This window comes from Hymenobacter properus (assembly GCF_015694735.1).
GTDB classification, from domain to species: domain Bacteria; phylum Bacteroidota; class Bacteroidia; order Cytophagales; family Hymenobacteraceae; genus Hymenobacter; species Hymenobacter properus.
Map to the genome: position 1 here is coordinate 1,071,888 of NZ_JADQDP010000002.1, position 25,463 is coordinate 1,097,350.

A 25,463-nucleotide genomic window follows, 5' to 3' on the forward strand; every position below is an offset into this window, starting at 1 on the left:
ACGTACCTTCGCGGCCCTGCCAACGACGTTTTTACTCGGAATTATGGGATTGAAAGCCACGCTGAGCCGGCCCCTGGCCCGCTACATTGCCCGGCGCTACCAGCGCTGGCAGCACCGCCCCGAAACCACGCAGCGCGAGTTGCTGGCCCGGCTCGCGGCCACGGCCGCTGGCACCGCTTTCGGCCGGGCGCATGAACTGGGGGGCGTCCGCACGCCGGCCGATTTTGCCCGGCAGGTGCCCGTGCGCGACTACGAGGCCCTCAAGCCCTGGTTCGACCGCACCCAGGCCGGCGAGGCCGACGTGCTATGGCCCGGCCGGCCGCTTTACCTGGCCAAAACCAGCGGCACCACTTCCGGCACGAAGTACATCCCCATTACCAAAGACAGCATCCCCAACCATATTGATGGCGCCCGCGATGCGCTGTTGTATTACATCTATCGCACCGGTCGCAGTCAGTTTCTCGATGGCAAGCTGATATTCCTCTCCGGCTCCCCGGAGTTGGAAATGCACCACGGCATCCGCACGGGCCGGCTTTCGGGCATCGCCAACCACCACGTGCCGGCCTACCTGCGCCGCAACCAGTTACCCACCTACCAGACCAACGTCATCGAAGACTGGGAAACCAAGCTGGAGCGCATCGTAGATGAGACGCTGGGCGCAAAAATGACGCTGATTTCCGGCATTCCGCCCTGGGTGCAGATGTACTTCGACCGGCTCACGGCCCGCACCGGCCGCCCCGTCAAGGACCTGTTTCCGGATTTCAACCTGTTCGTATACGGGGGCGTCAACTTCGAGCCCTACCGCGCCAAGCTCTTCGAGAGCATTGGCCGGCCGGTGGACAGCATCGAGCTGTTTCCGGCATCTGAAGGCTTCCTGGCCTTCCAGGACGAGCCCGGCAACCCGGGCCTGTTGCTGTTGCTCAACAGCGGCATATTCTACGAATTCATTCCTTCCGAGCGGTTTTTCGAGCCCGACGCGCCCCGCCTCACCATCGGCGATGTGGAGCTGGACCGCAACTACGCCGTGGTGCTCACCTCCAACGCCGGTCTGTGGGCCTACTCGCTCGGCGACACGGTGCGCTTCGTGAGCCTCCGGCCGCACCGCGTGGTGGTCACGGGGCGCATCAAGCACTTCCTGTCGGCCTTCGGTGAGCACGTGATAGGGGAGGAGGTAGAGCAGGCCCTGCGCGAAGCCATGCGACAGTTTCCCGAGGTCGAAGTCACCGAATTCACCGTGGCCCCTTTGGTGAGCGACGACCCCGCCACGCCCTCGCGCCATGAGTGGCTGGTGGAACTCGGCCGCGCGCCGCAGGACGCCGACACATTCGCTGCTGCGGTGGATGCGGCCCTGCGCCAGCGCAACACCTACTACGACGACCTGCGCCGGGGCAACATCCTGGTGCCGCTACTCCTCACGCCGCTGCCCGCCGGGGCCTTTCAGCGCTACATGAAAAGCCTGGGCCGCCTAGGCGGGCAGAACAAGGTGCCGCGGCTGGGGAATGATAGAAAGGTTGCGGAGGGATTACTGCATAGCTGATGCGCCTCGCCTTCGACCTGGATAACACCCTCATCCGCTGCAGCCATGACTTTCCGCTCGAAAAGCCTCAGCGCCGCTTCTGGGCAAAGCTGCTGCGCCCCGAGTCGCTGCGTCACGGCATCAAAGAGCTAACCGACTACTGCCGCCAACGTGGCTGGGAAGTGTGGGTGTACACCACTTCGTACCGCAGTGCCTGGCGCATCCGGCGCATCTTTTGGCTGCACGGCATCCGGCTCGATGGCGTGGTGAACCAGCCGCGGCACGACCGCGAAGCGCGGGCCCGCTGCACCAAGCATCCGCCCAGCTTCGGCATCGATTTGCTGATTGACGACTCGGAAGGCGTGCGTCTCGAAGGCGAACGGCACGGCTTTCGGGTGCTGGTGGTGAAGCCGGAAGATGAGCGGTGGGCGGCGAAACTGCGTGCCGTGCTGGATTCATTCTAACTTCGCTCCGTGCTCAAGTTTCTTAGCGTTTTCTGTGGCTGGCTGCTTTCCGGCAGCATCAGCCAGGCGCCGCCCTCGTCGTTCCCCGATACGCCCGCGATAACTGAAAATTCGGTTGGGCGAGCCCGCATCGGCATGCCCATTGCGCAGCTCCGGCAGCTTTACAAAGGCTGCACCTTCACGCCGGTGCACCTGCTGGCCTACGGCTTTGATGACACCAACGCCAAACCCGGCGGTGTGATGGTGAAAAAGGGCAGCCAGCAGCTGTTTCTGTATTTCCCCGATTGGCAGACCAAGCAGAAAGTGGCCGGCTTGCTGGCATTTCACCCGTCCTACAAAACGGCCAAAGGCATCCACCCGGGCTCCACGTCGGGCCAATTGAAAACGGCCCTGCCCACCGTGCGCGTGGTGCCCAACATGATGCTGCCGACGTTTCAGATTGCCTTTGTGGGCGACGTCGAGAAACCGGGTATAGAATACATCTTTTCCAAGCAGCCGGCACTTGCTAAATACGTGGTAGCCGACGAACCCACCAAGTTAACTGCGCCCAACGGCCGTATTTCGTGGATTCAGATTCACCCCAATCCATGACCAAACCCGCCCTTCACGCCTTCTGCCAATCATTCATCGAGCAGCGCATAGCCGCCGCCCGCACCGCCATGCAGGCCGCCCAGGAGTCTTCCTCTTCCGAGACCAAGAGCAGCGCAGGCGACAAGTATGAAACCGGCCGCGAAATGGCCAATGCCGAGCGCGACCGCAACGCCGCCCAGATGCAGCAGGCCCAGCAGCTGCAAGCCGAGCTGGCCCGCATTAATCCCGACGCGCCCTGCGACACCGTGCGCCCCGGCGCCCTCGTGAGCACCAGCCTGGGCCGTTTTTATATCAGCATCAGCGCCGGCAAGCTGGACGGAACGGACGTGTTTGCCGTATCGCCTGCCGCGCCGGTGGCTGTGGCCCTCAAGGGGCTACGGGTGGGGGAGAAGGCCGCTTTCAACGGGAAAACGGTGCGGGTGCTGGCAATAGAATAGTTACTTCCAGTCCGCGCCGCCGTCGGCGGGCTTATCGCCATCGGGCCGGATGAGCTTGAACTCCACGCGGCGGTTCACCTTGGCGTCGTCGTCGGTCAACTCGTCTTTCAGGGGCTTGCTGGAGCCATAGCCGAAACTCTCGATTCGGTTGGGCGCGAGCTTGCCTTTGCGCTCAATGTACTTGCGGATGGCCTCGGCGCGGTCCTGCGACAGCTTTTCGTTCACCTCCGGGTCGCCGCGGCTGTCGGTGTGGCCCGTGATGCTGAGTCGGAATGCCGGGTGGTCGACTAGGAACAGCGCAATGCGGTCGAGCGTGGGATACATGCTGGGCAGCACGTTGGCCTTGGCCGGCTCAAACTCCAGGTTCTTGAAAATGAGCGGCAGCTTGTAGTCGATGCTGTTGGTAAGCAGGGTCATTACCGTGTCGCCCTTCAGCGCAAACTGCTTTTCTACCGAGAAAAAGTCCGGGCTCTGAATGAGCATGGCATAGTGCGAGCCCTCAATCAGCTCAAAATCAAACGTACCGTCGGGCCGGATGAACTTGCTGGCCACTTCGATGCCATTATCGGTATCGATGATGCTCACGATGCCTTTGAGCGGCTTGCTGCTCACCGAATCCACCAGCGTGCCCTCCACGCGGGTAGTGGCCAGCGGCTGCGCCTCCATGGGCAGCGGGAAGGAGTAAAGGTCAAGGTTGTTGATTTCCTGGGCCTCCGAGCGGGCGTAGTAGAGGTTTTTGCTTTCGCGGTCGATGGTGAAGTAGTACTCCGAGCCCTTGCCGTTCACCAGCGGGCCAATGTTTTTGGGCTCCTGCCAGCGCCCGCCCACGCGGTAGGTTTTGTAGATGTCGAAATCGCCGAAATTCAGCAGCTGCCCGCGCGAGCTGAAGTACAGCACGTGGTAGAGCGGGTGATAAAACGGACTCACCTCGTTTTCGCGGGTGTTGATGACCGGGCCCATGTTCTCGGCCGGGCTCCACTGCCCGTTTTTCAGCTTGTGGGTGAAGTAGATGTCCGAGAGCCCAAAGCCGCCCAGCCGGTCGGAGGCGAAGTACAGCGTGTCTTCGCCCTGCGAGAGCGTGGGCTGCGAGTCCCAGGCAAAGGAATTGACCAGCGGACCCAGGCTTTTGGGCGTGCCCCACTTGCCGTCTTTGCCGCGGGTGGCGGTGTAGAGGTCGCAGTTGCCGTGGCAGGTGCTGCACTCGCAGCGGGCAAAGTAGATGGTTTTGCCATCCTTGCTCAGGCAGGCCGAGCCCTCGTTGTTGGGCGAGTTGATGGGCTTGGGCAGGGGCTCGGCGTCGGTCCAGCTCACGCCCTCGCGCCGCGAGGTATACAGGTCCTCATCCACCACGCCGGTGATGCCGCGGCGCTTGCGCTTGCTGCTGAAAATCAGGAGCGAGTCGTTGCCACCCAGCGCGGGCCCATAGTCGGGCGCCTTGCTGTTGATGGCGTCGCCCATGGTGGTGTACACGCCTTTGGGCGGGTGGAAAGTGTTGAGGTTCTTGCGGTATTCCACCAGCTCGTAGTACGTTTTCAGAGGCACGTACAAGTCGGTGTTTTTCTGCTCCAGCGAGTCGTAGTACAGCTGAATCTTGGTGATGTCCTTGCGGCTGTGCTTGAGGGCCAGGCGGAAATAAGCCTTTGCCTTCACGTTCTGGCTGTCGCGCTCCAGCAGCTGGCCCAGGCGCCAGAGCATGTCGGTGTTCTTCTCGAAATTGACCGGTCCGAACTTGGCCACGTAGTCTTCGAGCAGCAGCCGGGCCGCGTGGTACTGCCGCCGCTTTTCGGCCTTGTCAATGGCCTTCAGAGCCTTCTTATCCTCAAAAAGCGGGTAGCGGTTGATGAACACAAAGTCAGGCGTGCCGTCGGGGCGCAGGTGCAGCTTGCGGCTCACGCGGCTGTTGAGGCCGCGCACCCGGTAAGTACCCGGCGCAATGGCTGGTTTGGACGCCGCGGCTTTGGCAGGCGCAGGCTTGTTGCCCAGCTTTTTAGGAGCCGCCGAGGCCCCGCCGCTGGTGGTATCGGCCGAGGGGGAGGCCGCAGCGGGAATGCGCTTCACGGGCCGGCGCTGGGCCCAGCCCGTTTGCGCCGCCAGCAGCCCGGCAAGGAGTAGAAAAAGCATCGTGCACCGACGCAATAAAAAGGGCATTAGTAGAGTAATAAAAATAATTGGAGGCGCAAGTTGCCACCAATTTAGCGATTTATGCCGCGTGAAGGAGTGGCGCTTGGCCCAGCAGTGCGCCGCTTTGTCGGAATCCGGCGGCTGGCACGGCGCTTGACGTCCAAACGCGGTGGGAAGCCGTACCTTGTATTCCCCCTTTCACAAAGCCGTGGGCTGCCAATGTGGCACCCGCCGCCGTTGTTTCCGGCTTTATTCTCGTCCATGCGCCTGGCATCCGTTTTTTCTTCGGCTTTGCAGCCCCTGCAAGCCCTCAGCGACCCTCATTCCCAACCCGAAGCCATTGCCATCATGGCCGCCGACCCTGACCACCTCCTGCGCGGCGACGACGCCCCGCCCTCCCTCTCGCTGCTGCCCGTGCGCAACACCGTGCTGTTTCCCGGCGTGGTGCTGCCCGTGACGGTGACGCGCAAAAAAAGCGTGAAGCTGGTGCGCAAAGCCTACGCCGCCGACAAGCTCCTCGGCGTAGTGGCCCAGCAAGACCCCAACGCCGACGAGCCCACCGTGGCCGAGCTGCACCCCGTGGGCACCCTGGCCCGCATCCTGAAGTTGCTGGAACAGCCCGACGGCCAGATTACCATCATCCTGCAAGGGCAAGTGCGCTTCACTATTGAAGAGGAGCTGAGCTTCGCGCCCCTCGTGGCCCGCGTGAGCTATTTCTCGGAGGTGGCCCTGAACCCTGACATTCCCGGCGAGTTCGCGCTGCTGCAGGCCCTGCGCGAGGCGGCTACCAAGGTGCTAGAGCTCACGCCCGAGATTCCGATGGAGGCCCGTGCCATGCTCGACGGCATTCAGTCGCCGGCCTTCCTCACGCACTTCCTGTCCAGCAACGTGCAGCTCGACTTGCCCGCCAAGCAGAAGCTGCTGGAGCTGGCCGACCCCGAGCAGCAGGCCCGCCAGCTGCTCGAAGCCCTGCTCAGCCAGGCCGAGCTGCTGGAAATCAAGCAGGACATCCGCTCGAAAACCCACACCGGTATCGACGCGCAGCAGCGCGAATATTTCCTGCGCCAGCAGCTCAAAACCCTGCAGGATGAGCTGGGCCAGGAAGGCCCCGACGAGGACGTGAACCGCCTGCGCGCCCGCGCCGAAACCAAAAAGTGGCCCGAAAACGTGGCGCTCCACTTCAAAAAGGAAATGGAGAAGCTCACTCGTACCAACCCCATGGCGCCCGACTACTCGGTGAGCGTCAACTACGTGGAATTCCTGCTCGACCTGCCCTGGGGTGAATACACCAAGGACAAGTTCAACCTCAAGCAAACCAAGAAAATCCTCGACGCCGACCATTTCGGCCTCGAAAAAGTGAAGGAGCGCATCCTCGAATACCTGGCCGTGCTCAAGCTGAAGCAGGACTTGAAGGCGCCCATTTTGTGCCTCTACGGCCCTCCCGGCGTGGGCAAAACCTCCTTGGGCCGCAGCATTGCCACGGCCTTGGGCCGCAAGTATGTGCGCATGAGCCTGGGCGGCGTGCGCGATGAAGCCGAAATCCGCGGGCACCGCAAAACCTACGTGGGCGCCATGCCCGGTCGCATTATCTCGCAGATTAAGAAGGCCGGAGCCTCCAACCCCGTCATCATCCTCGATGAGATTGACAAGGTGAGCAGCGACTTCCGCGGCGACCCCAGTTCGGCCCTGCTCGAAGTGCTCGACCCCGAGCAAAACGCCACCTTCACCGACAACTACCTGGAGGTGGAATACGACCTCTCGAAGGTCCTGTTCATTGCCACGGCCAACTCGCTCGATACCATCCAGCCCGCCTTGCGCGACCGCATGGAAATCATCGACCTGACCGGCTACACCCAGGAGGAAAAGGTGCAGATTGCGCGCAAGCACCTCTGGCCCAAGCAGCTCAAGGAGCACGGCCTGGGTGAAGCGGAAGTTAAAATTACGGATGCCTCGCTGCACCGCGTGGCCGACGACTATACCCGCGAAAGCGGCGTGCGCGGCCTGGAGCGCAAGCTAGCCGCCGTGACGCGCAACCTGGCCCGCCGCAAGGCCGGCAAGGAAGAGCTGCCCGCCGTGATGGAACCCGCCGAAATCCGCAAAATCCTCGGCGCGCCCATTTTCGACCGCGACCAGTACCAGGACAACGACACCGCCGGCGTAGTAACGGGCCTGGCCTGGACCTCGGTAGGCGGCGACATTCTGTTCGTGGAAAGCCTGCTGAGCCGCGGCCGGGGCAAGCTCACGCTCTCGGGTCAGCTCGGCGATGTAATGAAGGAATCGGCCATCACGGCGCTGAGCTACCTGCGCTCACGGGCCGACGAAATCGGCATCGACTACCGCCTGTTTGAGCAGTACGACCTGCACATTCACTTTCCCGAAGGTGCCGTGCCCAAGGACGGGCCCAGCGCGGGCATCGCCATTTTCACCAGCATTGCGTCGGCTTACACCCAGCGCCGGGTGCGCGCCAAGCTGGCCATGACCGGCGAAATCACCCTGCGTGGCAAGGTGCTGCCGGTGGGAGGCATCAAGGAAAAGCTGCTGGCCGCCCGTCGCGCCGGCATGAAAGACATCATTCTATGCCCCAAAAACCGCAAGGACATTGAGGAAATCCAAGAGGATTACCTCAAAGGCCTCACCATTCACTACGCCGAGCGAGTGGACGATGTGCTGCGCGTGGCCCTGCTCGACGAGCTGGTGCCGCACCCGCAGAAGCTGCCCGTGCGCGACGAGCCCCTGCCCGTGGTAGGACCCAGCGTGGAGGTGCAATAGGCTAAACGATGCAGGGGCGGGGCTTGTCCCCGTCCCTGCATCGTTTAGAAAAGCCAGTAGCAGCTAAAATGCTGGGACGGGGTACTTATTTGCACTGGCTGTGCGTTAGGCTGCCAACGGGGGCGCGGGTGTCCCTTATCTTAGCTATATGAAGCATTTTTCCGCTTGTCGGCTTGCCGGGCTTGGCCTTTTGCTGGGCATTTTGGGGGTGAAGACGGCGGCGGCCCAACAACTGGGCGGCCGCACTGTCTTTCCGTTCCTGGACCTTCCGCCTAGCGCCCACCTGGCGGCCTTGGGCGGCATGAACGTCTCGACCCGTACCGACGACCCCACCATGCTGTTCGGCAACCCGGCCCTGCTCAACGCCGACATGGACGGTCGGCTGGCGCTGAGCTACGTGGCCTACGTGGCCGACATCAAGCAGAGCACAGCCGCCTATGCCTTCAACACCGAGAAGTACGGCCGCTTCGGCGTGGGCGTCACCTACCTCAACTACGGCGATTTTCAGAGCTACGACGCCGCCGGCAACAGTCTGGGTACGTTTGGCGTGAACGAGTACACCGCCGGCTTGTCCGATTCTTACACCAAGGGCAAGTTCACCTTTGGCGCCACCGCCAAGCTGGCAGTGAGCAGCATTGCCGGCAGCCGCTCGCTGGCGGGCGTGGCCGATGCAGGCATACTTTACAAGCACCCCACCACCGATTTCACGGCGGGTCTGGCGGTGAAAAATGCGGGCTACCAGTTCATCACCTACCCGGGTACCGACCGGGGCCAGCTGCCGCTCGACGTGCAGATTGGCGCCACGGTGAAGCCGGAACACATGCCCCTGCGCCTGTCGCTCACCATCCACCACCTGCAGCAGTGGGACATCCAATACCTCGACCCCAATGCCCGTGGGGTGCAGGATGCCAGCGGGCAGGAAAAGAAGCCCACCAAAAGCTTCGGCGACAACCTAGCCCGGCATTTCACGGTGGGTGCGGCGCTAGTGCTGGGCAAGGGCTTCAACCTGCGCGTGGGCTACAACCACCTGCAGCGCCGCGAGCTGCGCCTCGACAACACCAGCGGCAGCGCCGGCCTCAGCTTTGGCGCCATGCTCAAAATCAGCTCCTTCCAGATTGATTACACTCACGCTACGCTGCAGGCGGCGGGCTCCAGCGAGTACATCACCGTGTCTCGCAATTTGAATTCATTGTTTAAGAAGAAGGAATAGCAACTTTGTTGGATTGAATAACAACTGTCATCCTGAGCGAAGCGAAGGACCATTTCAAGCTAGAACGGTTTTCGTTCCATGGTGAAAAGGTCCTTCGCTTCGCTCAGGATGACAGTTTTTTGTTTCCAATACCCTTCCAAACCTCGTACACTACCTTATGCTCAACGACTCTTTCCTGACCCCGGCCCAAATTGTGGCCGAACTCGATAAGTACATCATCGGCCAGCACGACGCCAAGCGCCACGTGGCCATTGCCCTACGCAACCGCTGGCGCCGCCTGCACGCCCCGGCCGCCATGCAGGCCGAAATCGTGCCCAACAACATTCTCATGATTGGCGCCACCGGCGTGGGCAAAACCGAAATTGCCCGCCGCCTGGCCCACCTCGCCGATGCCCCCTTCGTGAAAGTGGAGGCCAGCAAGTTCACTGAAGTGGGCTACGTGGGCCGCGACGTGGAAAGCATGGTGCGCGACCTGGCCGAACAGAGCGTGAACCGCGTGAAAGCCCGCCGCCAGGAAGCGGTAAAAGCCCAAGCCGCCGACGCCGTGGAGGAAATTATCCTCGACGCCCTCATTCCGGCCATTCCCCAGCCGGCCGGCGCTAAAAGCGGCCTAGGTTTCGGCAGCGGCAGTGGGGGAGGGGCCGACGAGGTGCCCCACTCCGATGCCGAGTTGAACGAGCGCACCCGCGAGCGGTTCCGTCAGAAAATCAAGAACGGCGAGCTCGAAGACCGCAAAATCGAAATTCAGGTGGCGCAATCCGGGCCCAGCGTGGGCATCATGGGCGCACCTCCTGGCATGGATGAGGGCACGCTATCGGGCCTGCAGGACATGCTGGGCAACATGCTGCCCAAGAAAACCCGCAAGCGCAAAGTGACCGTGGCCGAAGCCCGCAAGCTGCTGCTCGATGAGGAAGCGGCCAAGCTCATCGATATGGACGAGGTGAAGGACGAAGCCATTCGCCAGGCCGAAAACGCCGGCATCATCTTCATCGACGAAATCGACAAGGTGGCCACCAGCGGCGGCAGCGGCAAAGGTGGCCCCGACGTGAGCCGCCAAGGCGTGCAGCGCGACCTGCTGCCCATTGTGGAAGGCTCGGCTGTGAGCACCAAGTACGGCATCGTCAACACCGACCACATCCTGTTCATCGCTGCCGGTGCTTTTCACGTCAGCAAGCCATCCGACCTCATTCCCGAATTGCAAGGCCGCTTCCCCATCCGCGTCGAGCTGCAAAGCCTGACAAAGGCCGATTTCTTCCGCATCCTGAAAGACCCCAAAAACGCTCTCACCAAGCAATACGAGGCCCTTCTTAAAGCCGAAGATGTGGAGCTAACCTTTGACGACGAGGCCTTGGAGCGTTTGGCTGAAATTGCCTCTGAAGTGAATGCCGAAGTCGAAAACATCGGCGCCCGCCGCCTGCACACGGTAATGAGCCGCCTGCTCAACGATATTCTCTACGACGTGCCGGACAAGATTGGGGCCCATGCGCACGTCCAGATTACGGCCGCGCTGGTAGACGAACGGCTGAGCGACATGGTGAAAAACCGCGACCTGAGCCAATACATTTTGTAGTCTCTAAGGCCGCAGTTATAAAAAAAAGCCCCAGCCGTATGGCCGGGGCTTTTTTAATGGCTAGAACGCTAGCGCTTAGTAAAGCGGGTTCTGTGCAATCACGCCGTTGGTGGTGCTAACCTCCCGGAACGGAATGGGAAACAGATTGCGGTAGGTCTGCGTGTAGGTTGGCAGTGCCGTTTGCACGGTGTTGGTCCGGCGCAAGTCAAACCAGTACATGCCCTCGTAAGCAAACTCCAAACGGCGCTGCAGCAGAATATCTGCCAATACCGCACTGGTAGTGGTAGCCGTCGTGGCCGGCAGGCCGTTGCGGCTGCGAATAAGGTTCAACTGCACAATGGCATTGGCCAGGTCGCCGGTTTGAGCCAGGCCTTCGGCAATGGTCAGCACCACTTCCGAGTAGCGCACAACCGGGAAAGGGTCATCACCGGTAGATGAACGTTGGTACTTCAGCGTTTGGCCACCCGTGGCCACGTTGATGGGCAAGCGACGGTCGCCTGTGGGGTGAGCCGCAGCCATGGTCAGGCCCGGGTCAAACTCGTTGCGGCCACCAAACCAGTAGAAAGCATACTGGTTTTTATCGGTCGTCGAGAAGTAGAGCTGCCAGATGGCGTCGTTCAGCGTAACGGAGTAGCCGGGAGTGGTGCTGCCAAAGTTAGCCACCGTCGGCACCATGCGAGCAAAGCTCAGTGCGTCGGCGTACTGCCGCATGCGCAACTCAAAGCGGGCCCGCAGCGCCAATGCGGCGTTTCGGGTTACCACGTTGGCCGCTGCCGTGGTAGAAGGGATGGCAGTGGTCGTGGTCGGGAGGTTTGCAATAGCAAAATCCAAGTCGGCGCGGATTGCCGCGGCTACTTCCGCTTCGGAAGCACGGGGAATTGCGGCCGTTTCCGGACCGATGGCCGTGGTGGGCGTGAGGCGCAACGGCACCCCAAGGCCACCCGCATAGCCGTAGCCTTGGGTAGTACCACCCCAAAGGGCCAGCAGGTTCATGTAGTGCAAGGCGCGCAGGGCCCGGGCTTGGGCCTGCGTGGTTGCCTTCGGGAAAGCCGGGTCTGAAATCTTGTCGCTTTGCTGGAGCAAGTAGTTGGTCCGGTTGATGGCAACGTAGATGGCATTCCAGGTGTTGCCAATTTGGATGTTGTCCGGAGCGGCCAGGTTCTGTCCAATCACGCCATAGGTCGTCGTGAAGGTACCCAAGAAGCGGATATCGCCGGAAATCAAGTCAACGATGGTTGGGAAAGCCAAGCCATCGTAATCGGCAGATTGTAGGGCATCGTAGCAGCCCAACAAACCAGCGGCAGCGTCTTCCTTGGTCGTAAAGCCGGTGTCGGAGCTGACACTGTTCGAGGGCTCTACGTTCACCGCCTTATCACAGCTACCTACCATCAGCCCCATGCTTAAAAGCAAGGCCGAACGGGTAGCAATTTGACGAAAATTAAATAGTTGCATGGTTTACGTGTAGCAAAAGATTAGAAGCCCAGAGTAACGCCACCGGTGATGGTGCGCGCTTGCGGATAGGTGAAGAAGTCCGTGCCCAGCGAGGTGTTAGAGCTGCTGAATGTGCTTACTTCGGGGTCGAGGCCCGTGTATTTGGTGAACGTCACCAGGTTCTGCGCCTGCGCGTAGATACGCACCGTGCGCAAGTGGGCGCGGGTGGTGAGGGTGCTAGGCAGGGTGTAGCCCAGGGTCACGCTCTTGAAGCGGGCGTAAGAACCATCCTCCAGGAAACGGTCCGAATAACGGGCGTTGGTGTTGGGGTCGCCGTATACTGCACGGGGCACGTTGGTATCGGTGTTGGTGGGCGTCCACCGGTTCAGTACAATGGCGTCCTGGCCGTAGCTCGTGCTCATGCCCTGAGTGCTGGTAGCCGAGGCGTTGAGAATTTTGTTGCCCACGTTGTACTGCAGGAACACGTTGAAGTCAAAGCCTTTGAAACGCAGGGTGTTGGTGATGCCGCCGTAGAACTTGGGCTGGGCGGTGCCAATGATTTCCTGGTCAGCAACCGTGATACGGCCATCGCCGTTCAGGTCCTTGAACTTGATGTCGCCAGGGCGCGTGAGGGCCGTCTGGTAGGTTGCGCTAGACAGGCCGGTAGCGGCGCGGGCAGCGGCATCCAGGTTATTGATTTCTTCCTGGGTCTGGAAAATGTGGTCGACGCGGTAGCCGTAGAACGCACCCAGCGGCTGGCCCACGATGAGGCGGCTGGCGAAGCCCTGCGCCAAGCCGAGGGGGTTGGGGTCCGACAGCTTCGTTACCTCGTTGCGGTTGAAGCTGATGTTGAAGTTCGTTTCCCAGTTGAAGCCCGTGCCTTCGTTGCGGAAGTTGATGGTCGTCAGGGCGAATTCGAGGCCTTTGTTCTGAATGGCACCCACGTTCGAGCTGTAGCTCAGGAAGCCGGTGTCGGAGGGCAGGTTCTGGCTCAGCAGCAGGTCATCGGTTTTACGCTCGTAAACGTCTGCCGAGACGTAGAAACGGTTCTGCAGGAAACCCAGGTCAATACCGATGTCGGTCTGGCGGGTGCGCTCCCACTTCAGGTTGGGGTTGGCCAGCTGCGTGAAGGCCAGGCCGCCACGCTCCAGGTAGTTGGCGCCGGGGCCAATCAGGCCGCGCGAACCGAAGTTGGCCGTGGGCTGGTTGCCGGTTTCGCCGTAGCTACCGCGCAGCTTCAGTTCGCTCACCACCGTCTGGTCTTTGAGGAATGCCTCGTCCAGCACACGCCAGCCCACCGAGCCAGCCGGGAAGTAACCCACCTGGTTGTCGGCACCGAAGCGCGACGACTGGTCACGGCGTACGGATGCGCTCAGCAGGTAGCGGCCCTTGAAAGCATAATCGATTTTAGCCAGCGTGCCGAACAGCGCGTTGCCGGTCGTAGAAGAAGTCGAGGTCACTTTCGTAGCGCCGGCAGCCAGTTCGCGGATGGAGTTGCTGGGGAAGCCCGTCACGTTCGTAAAGATGTCGCTCTCGCGGTCGCGCTGGAATTCAGCTACCAACAAAGCGCTCAGCGTGTGGTCTTCGCCGAAGGTTTTCGAGTAGTTGAAGGCGCTGATGTGGTTGTAGTTGAGGTCTTGCAGCGTAGCAGCCGTGGCGTCGCCGCTCGAGGTGGCGCCGGCGCGGGTCAGCGTCGAATAGAAACGGTCATCGCGGCCATAGGTAAAGTCAATGCCGAAGGTGGCCCGGTACTTCAGGTTTTTGATGAGTTCGAATTCGGTGTACTGGCTGCCAATCAAGCGGTTGTTGGTCGACTTGATGTAAGGCTCTTTAGCAGCTGCCACCGGGTTTTCCAACGAGCTGGCATCCTTGTAGTAGGTGCCGTTCGCATTGTAAATGGGGTAGTCGGCAGGCGTAAGGCGGGCCGTCGTGAGCACACCGTAGATGCTGTTGTCGTTGTTGATGCGGTTGTTCACGCTCTGGGTCAGGCCGAGGGTAGTACCCATCCGAACCTTCTCCGACAACTTGTTATCCACGCTCAAACGGGCGCTGCCGCGGGAGAAGCCCGAGCCAACCACGGTGCCTTGCTGGTCGAAATAGTTCAAGGCCAAACGGTAGCGGCTGGCGTCCGAACCACCCGAGAAGGTCAGGCCGTAGTTGCTAATGGGGGCGGTGCGCAGCACCTCGTTGCTCCAGTTGGTGCTGATGGCCGTGCTGGGGTTCTGGAACTGGGTCAGCGGGCGGATGGGGTTGCCAGCCGGGGTCACATAGTTCCGGATGCCGGCGGCGTCAGCGGGGCCAACGTCGCCAGGGCCGTAGATATATGCGGCTAGGTCGGCGTTTGTGCGGAATACATAACCGAAAGCAGGGTAGTTGCCGTTGGCGTTGGCCGGGTAGCGGTTGGCGGCGGCATCCAGGAACAGCTGGGTTTGCTGCTCACCGTTCAGCACCTGCGGCTTTTTCCACACCGACTGGGCGCCCGTGTAGTAATCCAAGTCGATGCGGGCTTTGCCGGACTTGCCACGCTTGGTGGTAATCAGCACTACGCCGTTGGAGGCACGCGAGCCATAAATGGCCGCCGCAGAGGCGTCTTTCAGCACCTCAATCGACTCAATATCATTGGGGTTGATGTCGTTCAGGCCGTTGGTCAGCTGGTTGCCCGATGCAAGCTGGGTCGTGTTGCCGGTGATAACGGGCAAACCGTCCACTACATAAAGCGGCTCGTTGCTGGCACCAATCGATGCCGCGCCGCGCACCCGCACGCTGATACCCGAGCCGGGCGTGCCCGAGCTCTGCGTCACCTGAACACCAGCGGCCCGGCCCTGCAAAGCCTGGTCAACACCGATGATAGGCTGGTCGCGGTACTGAGCCGAGCTCACCGTAGCAATGGCGCCGGTCACGTTCCGACGCTCTTGCTGGGCGCCGTAGCCGGTTACCACTACTTCGTTCAGTTGCTTAGTATCCGTTACCAGCGCCACCGAGAACTGCGAATCGGAGCCAATGGCGCGTTCCTGCGTGGTCATGCCCACCGAGCTGAACACAAGCGTGCCGCCAGATTCGGGCACGGAAAGGCTGAAAGCACCGTCCGAATTCGTGGATACACCGTTGGTGGTGCCTTTAAGCAACACTGTGACACCGGGCAGGCCGGTTCCAGTGGCCTGGTCGGTCACCCGGCCAGTAACGGTGCGCGTCTGTGCCATCGCCCCGTGTAGAAGAGTAAACATGAGCATTAGGCTCATGAGTAAGATTTTTTTCATGGACAAAAGGTTAAAAATTAAAATGGTAATGGTGAGTTTACATTTCAAAAATACATCAGGCTAGTTAAATAAACGCAATGAAAACAAGCTTTACTCATGAAAATTTCACAAATGAGTTGAAATTGTAATAAGTAACTCATTTTATAAAAGGCTGTCTTGCATTGAACTACAAAAAAGCGGCAGTAAAAGGACGGTGAAGTCCTCTTACTGCCGCTGCAGTTAGACCTGTGCTTCAGGCCGGTGTGATTTGATTAGATTCGGAATTCCGCAATAGCGGCGTAGGGAGCGTTTACCTGCGTGCCCGTGGGCGCACCTACCGACCCCGACGAAGTAGAGAGGGGGGTAAGGATGATGCGGCGGCCGTCTTTCATCACGTACTCAAAGGTGAAGACCACCGCGTCGCCGTTCAGTATCCGGTTGATGGTGGCATCGTTGGGCGCGAGCGCTGCAACCGGAGCAGTAGGATTGGGGTTTGCAGGGGTTGGGGCAATTGGGCTCGTGTAATACAGGTCTCTGAGTGCTTCCTGGCTGTCAATCGTGATTGTTGCTGGAAAGGACGTCAGTTCCCTGAACTTCACCCGAGGGCCGAGAATGGTACCGCGGCGGATGCTTTTGTAAACCTCTACCGTCTGAATCTCAGCGTAACCCTCCGAGGGGTTAACCACAAACTCAAACACCGGCCGGGAAGCGCCCGAAGCCTTGATGGTGTTCGTCGATGGACGGCTGGTGGTGTAGTCGAAGTACGATTTCTGGGGGTTGATTACCGGGATAATCAGCGGAACGCTCTCGATGGCCGGAGCGGGTATCTTGCTGGATTCGCGGCAGGAGGCTAGGGAGCCTACCGCCACCAGAAGCAGGAAAAAACGGGTGAAATACTTGTTCATGGGGATGTTCAAAGGCTGGTGAATGAACGGAACGGCCTAGCGGTCCCAGAAAATACGGCTGGTGAGGGGCGCCTGCGTCCGCGGCGAGTTCGGATTCAGAATCAGGTCGCTGGTGGGGTAGTAGAAGCGGTAGGGGAAGATGCCCTGCGACAGCGTGCCCCCATCATCGGGCAGCAGGCCGCGGCTGGGGTCGGCGGCTTGCTGCGACACGCGAATTTGCGGGTGGTGCGTGCGGCGGAAGTCGGTGTACACATCGACGCCATAGCCGAAGCTGGCCACGTACTTTTCGTACATAATCACTTCCAAACGGTCCTCATTATTAGTAGCGCGGTCGAAGCGGTCGAGCGGGCCCGAGTTGCTGAGCGGCGTGGCCACGCGGTTGATGTAGCCATTGATTTGGGCCGTAGTCATAACCGGGCTGCCATCGACGGCAGCAATGGTGTTGACTTTGTTGAACGAGGCGTTGAGGGCCTCTACCAGCGCGGCACGGGCGGCAGCGGTGTTGTTGAGCACCATGAGCTGCAGTTCTGCCTCCGTGTATTTGCGGGCGTAGTAGGTGAGCAGGCGCTGCGGTGCCACGCCCTTGGCAGTGGGCACCCCGGTGCTGCCGTTGCCGTCGTCGTAGCGGCCGCCGATGGGGTAGAGGCCCTGTAGGGTTTGAACCGCTGCCGTCGAGGCCGAGCTCGTGAACTGGCCCGTCGAGCCGGGGCGCACCGTCACGAAGTTGCCGTTGATGTAGTCCTGGTTGGTCGTCGTCGCGTTGTCTTTGAGCTGGTTGAAGAAGTAGTAACGCACCCGCGGGTCGTTCTTCGTCTTCATGTCCTCGTAGAAGTAGCGGCCGATGTGGTTCTCCGGGTTGGAGTTGTAATCAATCACGTAACCGGGGTTGCGGTTGTCGGGGCTGATGCTGGTCGAATACGCCAACTGCAGGTCGCCACCTTCCTCTATCAGCTGCGAGTTCAGCAGGGGCGTAACCTGGCTGATGACCGTGGCGTTCGAATTCGTTTTGCGGATTTGGTTGTAAAGCTTCAGCTTCAGCGTGCGGCCAAAACGGGCCCACTTGTCGAGCGAGCCTTTGTAAATCAGGTCGGCATCGTTCAGTGTAGCGTTGCTGGGGGCTTTGGCCAGGTTGGCCAGGGCTTCGTCGATGAGCGAAAACAAGCCCTGAATCGAGCCATCGGCCGAGCCGTTGTAGATGTCAGAATCCTTATCAAAGCGAGGTGCCAGGTTGGCCGCGCCTTTCAAAGCTTCCGAGTAGGGAATGTCACCCCACAGGTCCACCATCTGGCTGAACACGTAGGCCTTTTGCAGCTGCGCCACGCCCACGTAGCCCCATTGGGCTTCTTTGGTGCCCTGGTCGATGATGATTTGGTTGTTGGTGAGCATCGACGTGTACAGGTCCGACCACGGCCCTCCAAACGAGCCCCCGGTCTGGGCAAAGTTGCCGATGCCGCGGGTGCTGTAAAGCTGCTGCATCAAGCCCATTGTGTACTGGCTGAGGCCGCCCACGTTGTCGCCCAGGTCGCTGGCCATGCTCACCTGCGCCACGGGCAGCAGCGTGTTCAGCGTGGTGGACGTAGGATAAAGCGGGTTGACGTTGACGGCATAGAAGTCTTTGCAGCCGGAAACGACGGCGAACGTACCGGCCAAGGCCAGCGTCGCGCAAATCTGATGAATTTTCATGGATGAAATTGGAGCCCAGAGGCGTAAGTCAGAATTAGAACGTCACCCGCAGGTTCACACCGTAGCGCCGGGTATTGGGCGCGTTCGTCAGCTCAATGCCCTGCACGTTGCTCGAGCCGAAGGTGTTCGTCTCGGGGTCGAAGTTGGAGTGCTTCGGCAGGTTGGGCGAGTACCAGTACAGGTTGCGACCCGATACCGAGATGTTGACCACGCTGAACGGCGTCTTGCCCAGAATGGACTTGGGCAGGTCGTAGCCCAGCGTCACTTCGCGCAAGCGCACGGTGGTGGCGTCGTACATCGACTGTTCGTTGTAGCCGTTGGTAGCGGCACCGCCACCCACGCCAGCGCTCGAGAAGTAATAGTCGTTGAGGCTGATGGCGGTGGTGTTGCGAATGAAGTTGCCGTTGGTATCCGTAGCCGGACCTTTGGTCACGGGGTTGTAGCGCACGCCGTCGATGATAACCAGACGGTTGCGGTCCTCAGTGTCTTTCGTTACGCCGCGGCCCAGCTCTTCCTGCAGGGTCGTCGAGTAAATAGAGCCGCCTTTGCGGTAGTCAATCAGGGTGTTCAGCGTGAAGCCTTTGTACGTGAACTGGTTGATGAAGCCCATGATGAAATCCGGGTTCGGGTTGCCAATAATCTTGTTGCCGCCGGGCACCAAGCGGCCGCTGACGGGGTCAACCAGCAGCTGGCCGTCTTCGGTGCGCTTGGGGGTAGTGCCATAGAGCACGCCGTAGGGCTGGCCGGGAATGAGCAGCGACAAGAGGTTGAAAGCGCCCCCGAGCGTAAGGGTGTCGCCGTCCAGAGTCTGCTTCACAATATTGCGGTTGAGCGTGAAGTTGAAAGTGCTGCTCCAGCGGAAACCAGAGGTTTCGACCGGAACCACCGTCAGCGCTATTTCAGTGCCTTCGTTTTTAATCGCACCGAAGTTGGTCCAGTAGTCGCTGTAGCCTGTAGCTGCCGGCAGAATGCGCGGTGCAATCAACTGGGTTGAGCGACGGTTATAATAAGTACCGTTGAACGAGATGCGGTTGCGGAACAGGGCCAGCTCGGCGCCAAGTTCCAGTTCGTTCGTAAACTCCGGCGTCAGGCCGGGGTTGTTGATGGTGCTGCTAATCGAAACGCCGGGCTGGCCCAGGAAGGGGAAGCTACCCGAAGGAATGTAGTACGTGGTGGGGCCTGAGCGGTAAGCCGGCGCATCGCGGCCCACGCGGCCGTAGGCCACGCGCAACTTGGCCAGGTCCAGCCAGCGGTAGTCCAGCTTGAGTGCTTCGTTGAGAACCAGCGAAGCGGCCGCGCTCGAATAGAAGAACGAGCGGCCCGTGTTGCCAATCACGCCGTCTTTGTTCAGCGTCGACGAGAAGTCGTTGCGGCCCGTCAGCGTCAGGAAGGCGAAGTTTTTATAGCCCAGGGTGGCGTTGCCCAGCAGGCCCATCAGGCGACGCTCCGAGTAAGCGTAGCCGTAGGTGCTCTTCTCCTTGGTGTTTTCGATGTTGTCGATGCCGAATGTCACAATGCCGTAGCCAATGTTCGAGCGGCCGTCAAACTTGCGGGCGTTGATGTTCTGGCCCACGCTGGCGGTCAGGCTCAGGTCTTCGGTGATGTTTTTGTTGAAGTTCAGGAGCAGGGTTTGCTCCATTTCCAGGTTCTGGAGGTTGTCTTCCAGCACCGAGCTGATGCGGAAGTTGGCGTTGGAGCCGGGCCGGATGGTGGTGCGGCGGCTGTCGGTGTAGGTGTTGAAGCCGCCGGTGTACGTCACCGTCAACCAGTCCTTGATGGCATATGACAGGCCCACGCTGCCCACTACGCGGTCGACACGCGAGGTATAGATAGCGTTTTCAACCGACCACAGCGGGTTGTCGGCCTGGCGCGAAAGCCACGCAAAGGTCGAGGCGTGCGTCACCGGGTCGATGTAGGGCAGGCCCTGCAGGTCGAGGCTGCGGGTCAGGAACAGTGTGCGCGAAAACGCCGAAGCGCTGCCGGCCAGCAGGTTGTTGGCGCCCCCCAGAGGGCCTTGCTGGTTGGTGTTGGTGTAAGCAACGTTGCCGCTGATGGTGAACTTATTGAACTTGCCCGAACCGCCGGTGCTGATGTTATTACGCACAAACGACGAGTTGGGGATGATGCCCTGCTGGTCGGCACGCGAGAGAATGGTGGTGAACGTTGCGTTGTCGCTGGTGCTGTTCAACGATACTGAGTTCTCAAACACGTGGCCCGTCTTGAAGAAGTCCTTTACGTTGTTGGGGTAGGCCTTATAAGGAATCTTCGTGCCGAGGGGGATATTGGGGAAGTTGGGGTCACCGGCTTGGGGGTGCGCAATGGAATCGGGCGCGCCTTGGTCGTGATTGCCAAACTCCGGGCCCCACGAGCCGTTTGCACTGGAGTTGACGAAGTTGGCCCCGGCGCCGTACTTGTTCTGGTAGTCGGGCAGGCCGGCAATTTTCTCCATCGAGTAGCCGGTGGTGTAGCCAATCTGAATGCCTTTGGGGCCGCGCTGGCCGCCACCGCCGGTTTTGGTCGTAATAACGATAACGCCGCCGGCTGCACGCGAGCCGTAAAGCGCTGCCGCAGCTGCGCCTTTCAGCACGTTGATGGAGGCGATGTTGTTGGGGTCAACATCGGCGGTGCGGCTCGAATAAGAGGCACCGTTGGTGATGGGGTTGTCCGACTCGGTCTGGGAGTTGTCGTACGGAACGCCGTCTACCACGAAAAGGGGCTGGTTTTCGCCGTAGAACGACGTATTGCCCCGGATGGTGATGCGCGACGACGCCCCTGGGACGCCGCTCGAGCTCACAATGTTCACGCCCGGCACTTTGCCCGTGAGCGTGCGCAAAATGTCCGGCTCGGATTTCTGCACCACTTGTTCGGACTTTACTTCCGACACGGCGTAGCCCAGGGCGCGCTTCTCGCGCGAAATACCCAGGGCCGTTACGGTCACCTCGTCCAGCTGCTTGTTGTCAACAGCCATGGCAACGTCTACCTTATCGGAGCTGCCCACCGCCTGCTCGGTGGTGAGGTAGCCCAGGTATTTGAATTGCAACACGGTAGTCGAGTTCGTCACCGTTACCGTAAAGCGACCGTCGGCGTCGGTAGCCGTGCCGGTGTTGGTGCCTTTCACGATGACGCTTACCCCCGGCAAGCCTTCGTTGGTGCTTTTGTCGAGCACGCGTCCAGATACGGAACGGCTCTGGGCCCAGCTCTGCCCAACCAGGGTCAGGAGCAGAAGCAGGCTCATTAGTAAGGTTCTCTTCATTGAGTTGTGTAAAGTGGGTGTGATTGAGAAAAAGGGAAAAAGAAACAGAAGGGTGGTATTTTAAAAGTTGAAAGTACTGCCGCCCGCGAAAATTTCCACTATAAATCAGAATTTCTCCTAAAGCGGCAGCCTTCTTCTTGGTCCCTTCTTTCGACTCTGATGATGCCAGAGATGGCCGGATTACACAAGGCCGATAGTCAATCTCGCACAGCGACTTTATTGACCAATGGCAGGCTTTGGCTATGCCGATGTTCCCATAGGTTGGTTACCCCAATTGCGAACCATGCACTGCTAAAACCATTTCATTTGCTAAAATGAAAACAAATTGCTGCATGTATTACTATGAATTAATGCTCGGCAACTCCTTTTAGATTTTGCTGAAATGTGACTTACGGGCTTTTAAAATTGATTTTTCCTGTATAAATTGGTTTATTACTTTAATGCTGCAGAATGCCGCGGGGGCATTCAGGCAGTAGCTACAAGCGAAAAACCTAGTTTAGATGACTTTTGCGGGCGTTTTTTGAGCGCAGCTTTTTTCGCATAATTCATCCATAAATCATATTTAGGTTTTATTTGCGTAATGGCCCGGTAATGCAAACCTGTGATACCTTGCCGAAAATTGGATTTGCGAAGCGGACTGCGTTTGGGCTTCTGTAGCAATTCCTTCTGCTCTTTAAAGCAGTAACATTCATTCATTTATACCATTTGCCTATGCCCCATACCGACCCGATTTGACCTAAAATGCCATTAAGCACGCTTGCGTGGCAGGACCCTGGCTTCGGCGTTGAGCCCTTCGCAACCAGTGGCTTTGTTGCTGCCAAACGGGTGATTCGGCCAGGCGGAATATGCTTTTGCTCCGCCTGCTGCCCTGTTTGAAGCTAATTTTCTTGTATAATTGCCGCTTCACTCACCATTCATTCTTCAACCTTTTCACTCACCAACCAAACAGTCAAATGAAAAAACTCTTATGTATGGTCATGCTTCTAATGACCGGCCTGTTGCAGCAGGTCTATGCCCAAGACCGGACGATATCCGGGCGTGTTACTGACCGGGCCTCCGGTCAGGGCCTGCCCGGCGCTACCGTGCTGGTGAAGGGCACCACGGTAGGAGCTTCAACAAATGCAGACGGTGCTTTTAGCCTGAGCGTCCCGTCTTCGGCCACGACCCTCACCATTAGCTCCATTGGCTATGCTTCGGTTGACCAGGCCATTGGCAGCAGCGCCACCTACACCGTAGCCCTGGCGCCCGATGTGAAGCAACTCGGCGAAGTTGTGGTAACGGGTGCGCTGGGCATTCAGCGCCAGTCGGGCCAGGTGGGCTATGCCACCGCTACGCTCGACACCAAAGAAATCAACCAGGCCCGCGTGACCAACGTGACCAACGGCCTGGCTGGTAAGGTATCGGGCTTGCAAATTCAGACCGTGAACTCGGGCATCAACCCCCAGGTACGCGTGACGCTGCGTGGCAACCGCTCGCTGCTGGGCAACAACGAAGCCCTTATCGTTATCGACGGCAACATCTCGACCAACGACGCCCTGCTCGCTCTGAACCCCGACGACGTGGCCAGCATCTCGGTGCTGAAAGGTGCTAACGCCGCCGCTCTTTATGGCTCGCAGGCTTCGAACGGTGCTATGGTAATTACCACCAAGAAAGGCAGCACCACGTCGCAGGTGACGTTCTCGCAAACCTCGCAGTTCGAATCGGTTTCGTTCCTGCCCAAGTTCCAGGACCAATTTGGCCTGGGTGCCAACTCCTGGAACCAGACCCGCGAGCCCTTCGCTCCGAACAACGCAGTTGACACGAACGAAGACTACCAGTACAACAGCTTCGAAAACCAGCAGTTCGGCCCCCGTTTCGACGGCGTGACGCGTCCGCTGGGCAACGTGCTGTCGGACGGCACCACGCAGCTGCTGCCCTACGTTGCTCGTCCCAATGAGAAGCGCAACTTCTGGAACACCGGCTACCAGATGCAGAACTCGGTGACGTTCTCGGGTGGCGATGAGAAAACCAAGTACTACGCTTCGTACCAGAACCTGCACAACACCGGCATCGTGCCCAAGGACGTGTTCGACCGCAACACGTTCCGCATCAACGCTTCGCACGAGTTCAACCGCCTCACGGTGGGCACCAACATCTCGTACACGCTGGCCCGTACCGACGCTACGTCGAACATCAGCCGTGACGAAACGGTATACTGGAACTGGTTCAACACCGGCGTACAGGTGCCTCTCACCGAGTACAAAGACTGGCAGAACAACAAGTACGCTTCGCCCGACGGCTACTACAACAACTTCTACCACAACCCCTACTACATTCTCGACAACAACCGCACCAACGACAAGCGCAATACGCTCATCGGCAGTGTTGACCTGAATTACAAAGTTTTCGATTGGCTGCGCGCCATCTACCGCATTGGTATCACCAACATCGACCAGTCGAGCCTGCAGTACCAGAACAAGCTCAACCTGAGCGCCTATACCTTGGCTAACACCTACAAAACCTACCAGCCGGGTGGTTTTGTGCGCGACATCGCCAGCAACCAGAACCGCATCAACTCCGATGCTTACCTGAGCTTCGACAAGACCTTCGGCGACATTTCGGTGCAGGCCATTTTGGGTAACAACGTGCAGCAGTTCAGCTCGAACTACCGCAACGTGGCCTCGACCGGCCTGTCGGCCCCGGGCCTGTACAACCTGTCGAACCGCGTAGGCAACCTGTCGGGTGCTGATGCTAGCGCCCGCGTGCGCTCTTACGCGTTCTACGCTGACGCTACCGTGGGTTACAAAGACTTCCTGTATGTGCACGGTTCGGGCCGTTACGACAACGTGTCGACCCTGAGCTCCGGCAACAACAGCTTCTTCTATCCCGCCATCGACGCATCTTTCATCTTCACCAATGCCATTCCGGCTTTGAAAGAGAATTCGTTCCTGGATTACGGTAAGATTCGCGCTGGTGCAACCAAGGTTAGCCAGGTTAACCTGGGCGGCACTACTTCGCAGCCTTACAACAGCACCATTGGTGTATACTCCACTTTCGGTGCTTACGCTTTGCAACCCGTATTTGGTCTGGGTGCTGGCTATCCTTTCGGTGCTACGGCTTCGTACACGGCTGGCGACGGCCTGGTAACGCCCGCGCTGCTGCCGGAAACCACGCTCTCGTATGAGGCTGGCCTCGAATTGAGCTTCCTGAAGCGTCGGGTGTCGACGGCTGTGACGTTCTACCAGCAGAACAGCAAGAACCAAACGATTCCGACCAGCATCTCGCGTGCTACGGGCTATGCTTCGAGCACGATTAACGCTGGTGAAGTGGAAAACAAAGGTGTTGAAATCGACCTGAACCTGACGCCCATCCGCCAGGAAAACGGCTTCACCTGGACGGTAGGCGGCAACTTCAGCTACAACGGCAACAAGGTTATCTCGCTGCCTGACGGCCTGACCCAACTGGCCCTGTCGACGGGTGGCAACGCTCAGCTGTATGCCATTCCCGGCCAGCCCTTCCCGGTTCTGCGTGGCTCGTTCTACACCCGCACCACCGATGGCAGCAACCTCATCGTGATGGCGCCGACCAAGAACACGGCTGACCCCACGGGCGACCCGACTCAGTACTACTACCCGGTGAAAGACGCTGGTCTGATGACCTTCGGCACCACCAACCCCAAGTACAAGTACGGCTTCAACACCTCGTTCAGCTATAAAGGCATCACGCTGGCTGGCCAAGGGGAACTTCGCACGGGCTATGTGGTTTATAACGCCATCGGCGAAGACCTCGACTTCACCGGCAGCGGCGCCCGCAGCACCATGTATGACCGTCAGAACTTTGTGTACCCCAACTCGGCTATCCCCCGTACCGACCCGACCACGGGTGCTGTTACCTACGTGCCCAACACGTCGGGCCTGACCCCCGGCGGTGCTGAGTTCTGGGCCCAGAACTCGACCTGGAACCGTACGGTAGCTGAGAACTACGTGACTTCGGGTAAGTTCTTCAAGATTCGTGAGGTATCGCTGGGCTACACCCTGCCGGCTTCGCTGATGACGAAAACTGGTTTCGTGAAAGGTGCTTCGATTAACTTCTTCGGTCGTAACATCTTCACCTGGGTGCCGAAAGAGAACATCTACACCGACCCGGAATTTAGCTTTGGTACTTCGAGCTCCAACGCTCAAGGAATCAACTCGAACCTGAACACGCCGCCGACCAAGTTCTACGGCGCGACCCTGAACGTAACTCTCTAAGCCGCTTATTCATCCATGAAATTACTGTATAGAACCCTGTTCGCGGCA

14 protein-coding genes are annotated in these 25,463 nt (G+C 59.4%); 8 read left to right on the forward strand and 6 right to left on the reverse strand.

Features of this window, described 5'->3' with window-relative positions:
* Positions 1-43: 43 nt before the first annotated feature.
* From I2I01_RS10745 to I2I01_RS10760, 4 genes are read left to right on the forward strand one after another with little or no spacing between them, the layout of a single operon-like run.
* A complete protein-coding gene (locus tag I2I01_RS10745; protein ID WP_196286437.1) occupies positions 44-1,537 on the forward strand; it encodes a GH3 family domain-containing protein in 1,494 nt (497 codons plus the stop codon).
* Positions 1,537-1,980, forward strand: coding sequence for a hypothetical protein (locus I2I01_RS10750; protein WP_196286438.1), 444 nt, complete (start codon positions 1,537-1,539; stop codon positions 1,978-1,980). Before I2I01_RS10745 ends, I2I01_RS10750 begins: the two co-directional genes overlap by 1 nt.
* Before the next feature lie 9 nt (positions 1,981-1,989).
* Complete coding sequence (locus I2I01_RS10755) at positions 1,990-2,571, forward strand: hypothetical protein (protein ID WP_196286439.1); 582 nt, start codon at positions 1,990-1,992, stop codon at positions 2,569-2,571.
* Complete coding sequence (locus I2I01_RS10760) at positions 2,568-3,008, forward strand: 3-oxoacyl-ACP synthase (RefSeq protein WP_196286440.1); 441 nt, start codon at positions 2,568-2,570, stop codon at positions 3,006-3,008. Before I2I01_RS10755 ends, I2I01_RS10760 begins: the two co-directional genes overlap by 4 nt.
* On the opposite strand, the gene I2I01_RS10765 is transcribed toward I2I01_RS10760, so the two are convergent.
* Complete coding sequence (locus tag I2I01_RS10765) at positions 3,009-5,129, reverse strand: OmpA family protein (RefSeq protein WP_196286441.1); 2,121 nt, start codon at positions 5,127-5,129, stop codon at positions 3,009-3,011.
* A 348-nt stretch (positions 5,130-5,477) separates the two neighbouring features.
* Between I2I01_RS10765 and lon the strand changes: the two genes are divergently transcribed.
* From lon to hslU, 3 genes are all read left to right on the forward strand, one after another.
* Complete coding sequence (gene lon, locus I2I01_RS10770; protein WP_230679058.1) at positions 5,478-7,898, forward strand: endopeptidase La; 2,421 nt, start codon at positions 5,478-5,480, stop codon at positions 7,896-7,898.
* Between the two features lie 148 nt (positions 7,899-8,046).
* Positions 8,047-9,108 carry a type IX secretion system protein PorQ gene (gene porQ / locus I2I01_RS10775; protein ID WP_196286443.1) on the forward strand — a complete coding sequence of 354 codons (1,062 nt, stop codon included), beginning with the start codon at positions 8,047-8,049 and terminating at the stop codon, positions 9,106-9,108.
* A 157-nt stretch (positions 9,109-9,265) separates the two neighbouring features.
* Positions 9,266-10,678 (forward strand): ATP-dependent protease ATPase subunit HslU, encoded by a 1,413-nt coding sequence (gene hslU, locus I2I01_RS10780; RefSeq protein ID WP_196286444.1) that lies wholly within the window; start codon positions 9,266-9,268, stop codon positions 10,676-10,678.
* 75 nt (positions 10,679-10,753) lie between these two features.
* On the opposite strand, the gene I2I01_RS10785 is transcribed toward hslU, so the two are convergent.
* The 5 genes from I2I01_RS10785 to I2I01_RS10805 form a co-directional block, all read right to left on the reverse strand.
* Entirely contained in the window at positions 10,754-12,067 is a 1,314-nt protein-coding gene (locus tag I2I01_RS10785; RefSeq protein WP_196286445.1) for a RagB/SusD family nutrient uptake outer membrane protein, read from the reverse strand.
* 83 nt (positions 12,068-12,150) lie between these two features.
* Entirely contained in the window at positions 12,151-15,366 is a 3,216-nt protein-coding gene (locus tag I2I01_RS10790) for a SusC/RagA family TonB-linked outer membrane protein (protein WP_196286446.1), read from the reverse strand.
* 251 nt (positions 15,367-15,617) lie between these two features.
* Positions 15,618-16,262, reverse strand: a complete 645-nt coding sequence (locus I2I01_RS10795; RefSeq protein WP_196286447.1) for a hypothetical protein — start codon at positions 16,260-16,262, stop codon at positions 15,618-15,620.
* 24 nt (positions 16,263-16,286) lie between these two features.
* Positions 16,287-17,933 carry a SusD/RagB family nutrient-binding outer membrane lipoprotein gene (locus tag I2I01_RS10800; RefSeq protein ID WP_196286448.1) on the reverse strand — a complete coding sequence of 549 codons (1,647 nt, stop codon included), beginning with the start codon at positions 17,931-17,933 and terminating at the stop codon, positions 16,287-16,289.
* A 34-nt stretch (positions 17,934-17,967) separates the two neighbouring features.
* Positions 17,968-21,186 carry a SusC/RagA family TonB-linked outer membrane protein gene (locus I2I01_RS10805; RefSeq protein ID WP_196286449.1) on the reverse strand — a complete coding sequence of 1,073 codons (3,219 nt, stop codon included), beginning with the start codon at positions 21,184-21,186 and terminating at the stop codon, positions 17,968-17,970.
* Between the two features lie 971 nt (positions 21,187-22,157).
* On the opposite strand from I2I01_RS10805, the gene I2I01_RS10810 reads away from it, so the two are divergent.
* Complete coding sequence (locus I2I01_RS10810) at positions 22,158-25,415, forward strand: SusC/RagA family TonB-linked outer membrane protein (RefSeq protein ID WP_196286450.1); 3,258 nt, start codon at positions 22,158-22,160, stop codon at positions 25,413-25,415.
* The last annotated feature ends 48 nt before the right edge of the window (positions 25,416-25,463 follow it).

Bases quoted from the DNA above. Each gene is read 5' to 3' on its own strand.
- I2I01_RS10760 (WP_196286440.1), top strand. From the start codon at position 2,568: ATGACCAAACCCGCCCTTCACGCCTTCTGCCAATCATTCATCGAGCAG.
- lon (WP_230679058.1), top strand. From the start codon at position 5,478: ATGGCCGCCGACCCTGACCACCTCCTGCGCGGCGACGACGCCCCGCCC.
- I2I01_RS10745 (WP_196286437.1), top strand. From the start codon at position 44: ATGGGATTGAAAGCCACGCTGAGCCGGCCCCTGGCCCGCTACATTGCC.
- I2I01_RS10785 (WP_196286445.1), bottom strand. From the start codon at position 12,067: ATGGTAGGTAGCTGTGATAAGGCGGTGAACGTAGAGCCCTCGAACAGT.
- I2I01_RS10800 (WP_196286448.1), bottom strand. From the start codon at position 17,933: ATGAAAATTCATCAGATTTGCGCGACGCTGGCCTTGGCCGGTACGTTC.
- porQ (WP_196286443.1), top strand. From the start codon at position 8,047: ATGAAGCATTTTTCCGCTTGTCGGCTTGCCGGGCTTGGCCTTTTGCTG.
- I2I01_RS10805 (WP_196286449.1), bottom strand. From the start codon at position 21,186: ATGAAGAGAACCTTACTAATGAGCCTGCTTCTGCTCCTGACCCTGGTT.
- I2I01_RS10750 (WP_196286438.1), top strand. From the start codon at position 1,537: ATGCGCCTCGCCTTCGACCTGGATAACACCCTCATCCGCTGCAGCCAT.
- hslU (WP_196286444.1), top strand. From the start codon at position 9,266: ATGCTCAACGACTCTTTCCTGACCCCGGCCCAAATTGTGGCCGAACTC.
- I2I01_RS10765 (WP_196286441.1), bottom strand. From the start codon at position 5,129: ATGCTTTTTCTACTCCTTGCCGGGCTGCTGGCGGCGCAAACGGGCTGG.
- I2I01_RS10790 (WP_196286446.1), bottom strand. From the start codon at position 15,366: ATGAAAAAAATCTTACTCATGAGCCTAATGCTCATGTTTACTCTTCTA.
- I2I01_RS10810 (WP_196286450.1), top strand. From the start codon at position 22,158: ATGGTCATGCTTCTAATGACCGGCCTGTTGCAGCAGGTCTATGCCCAA.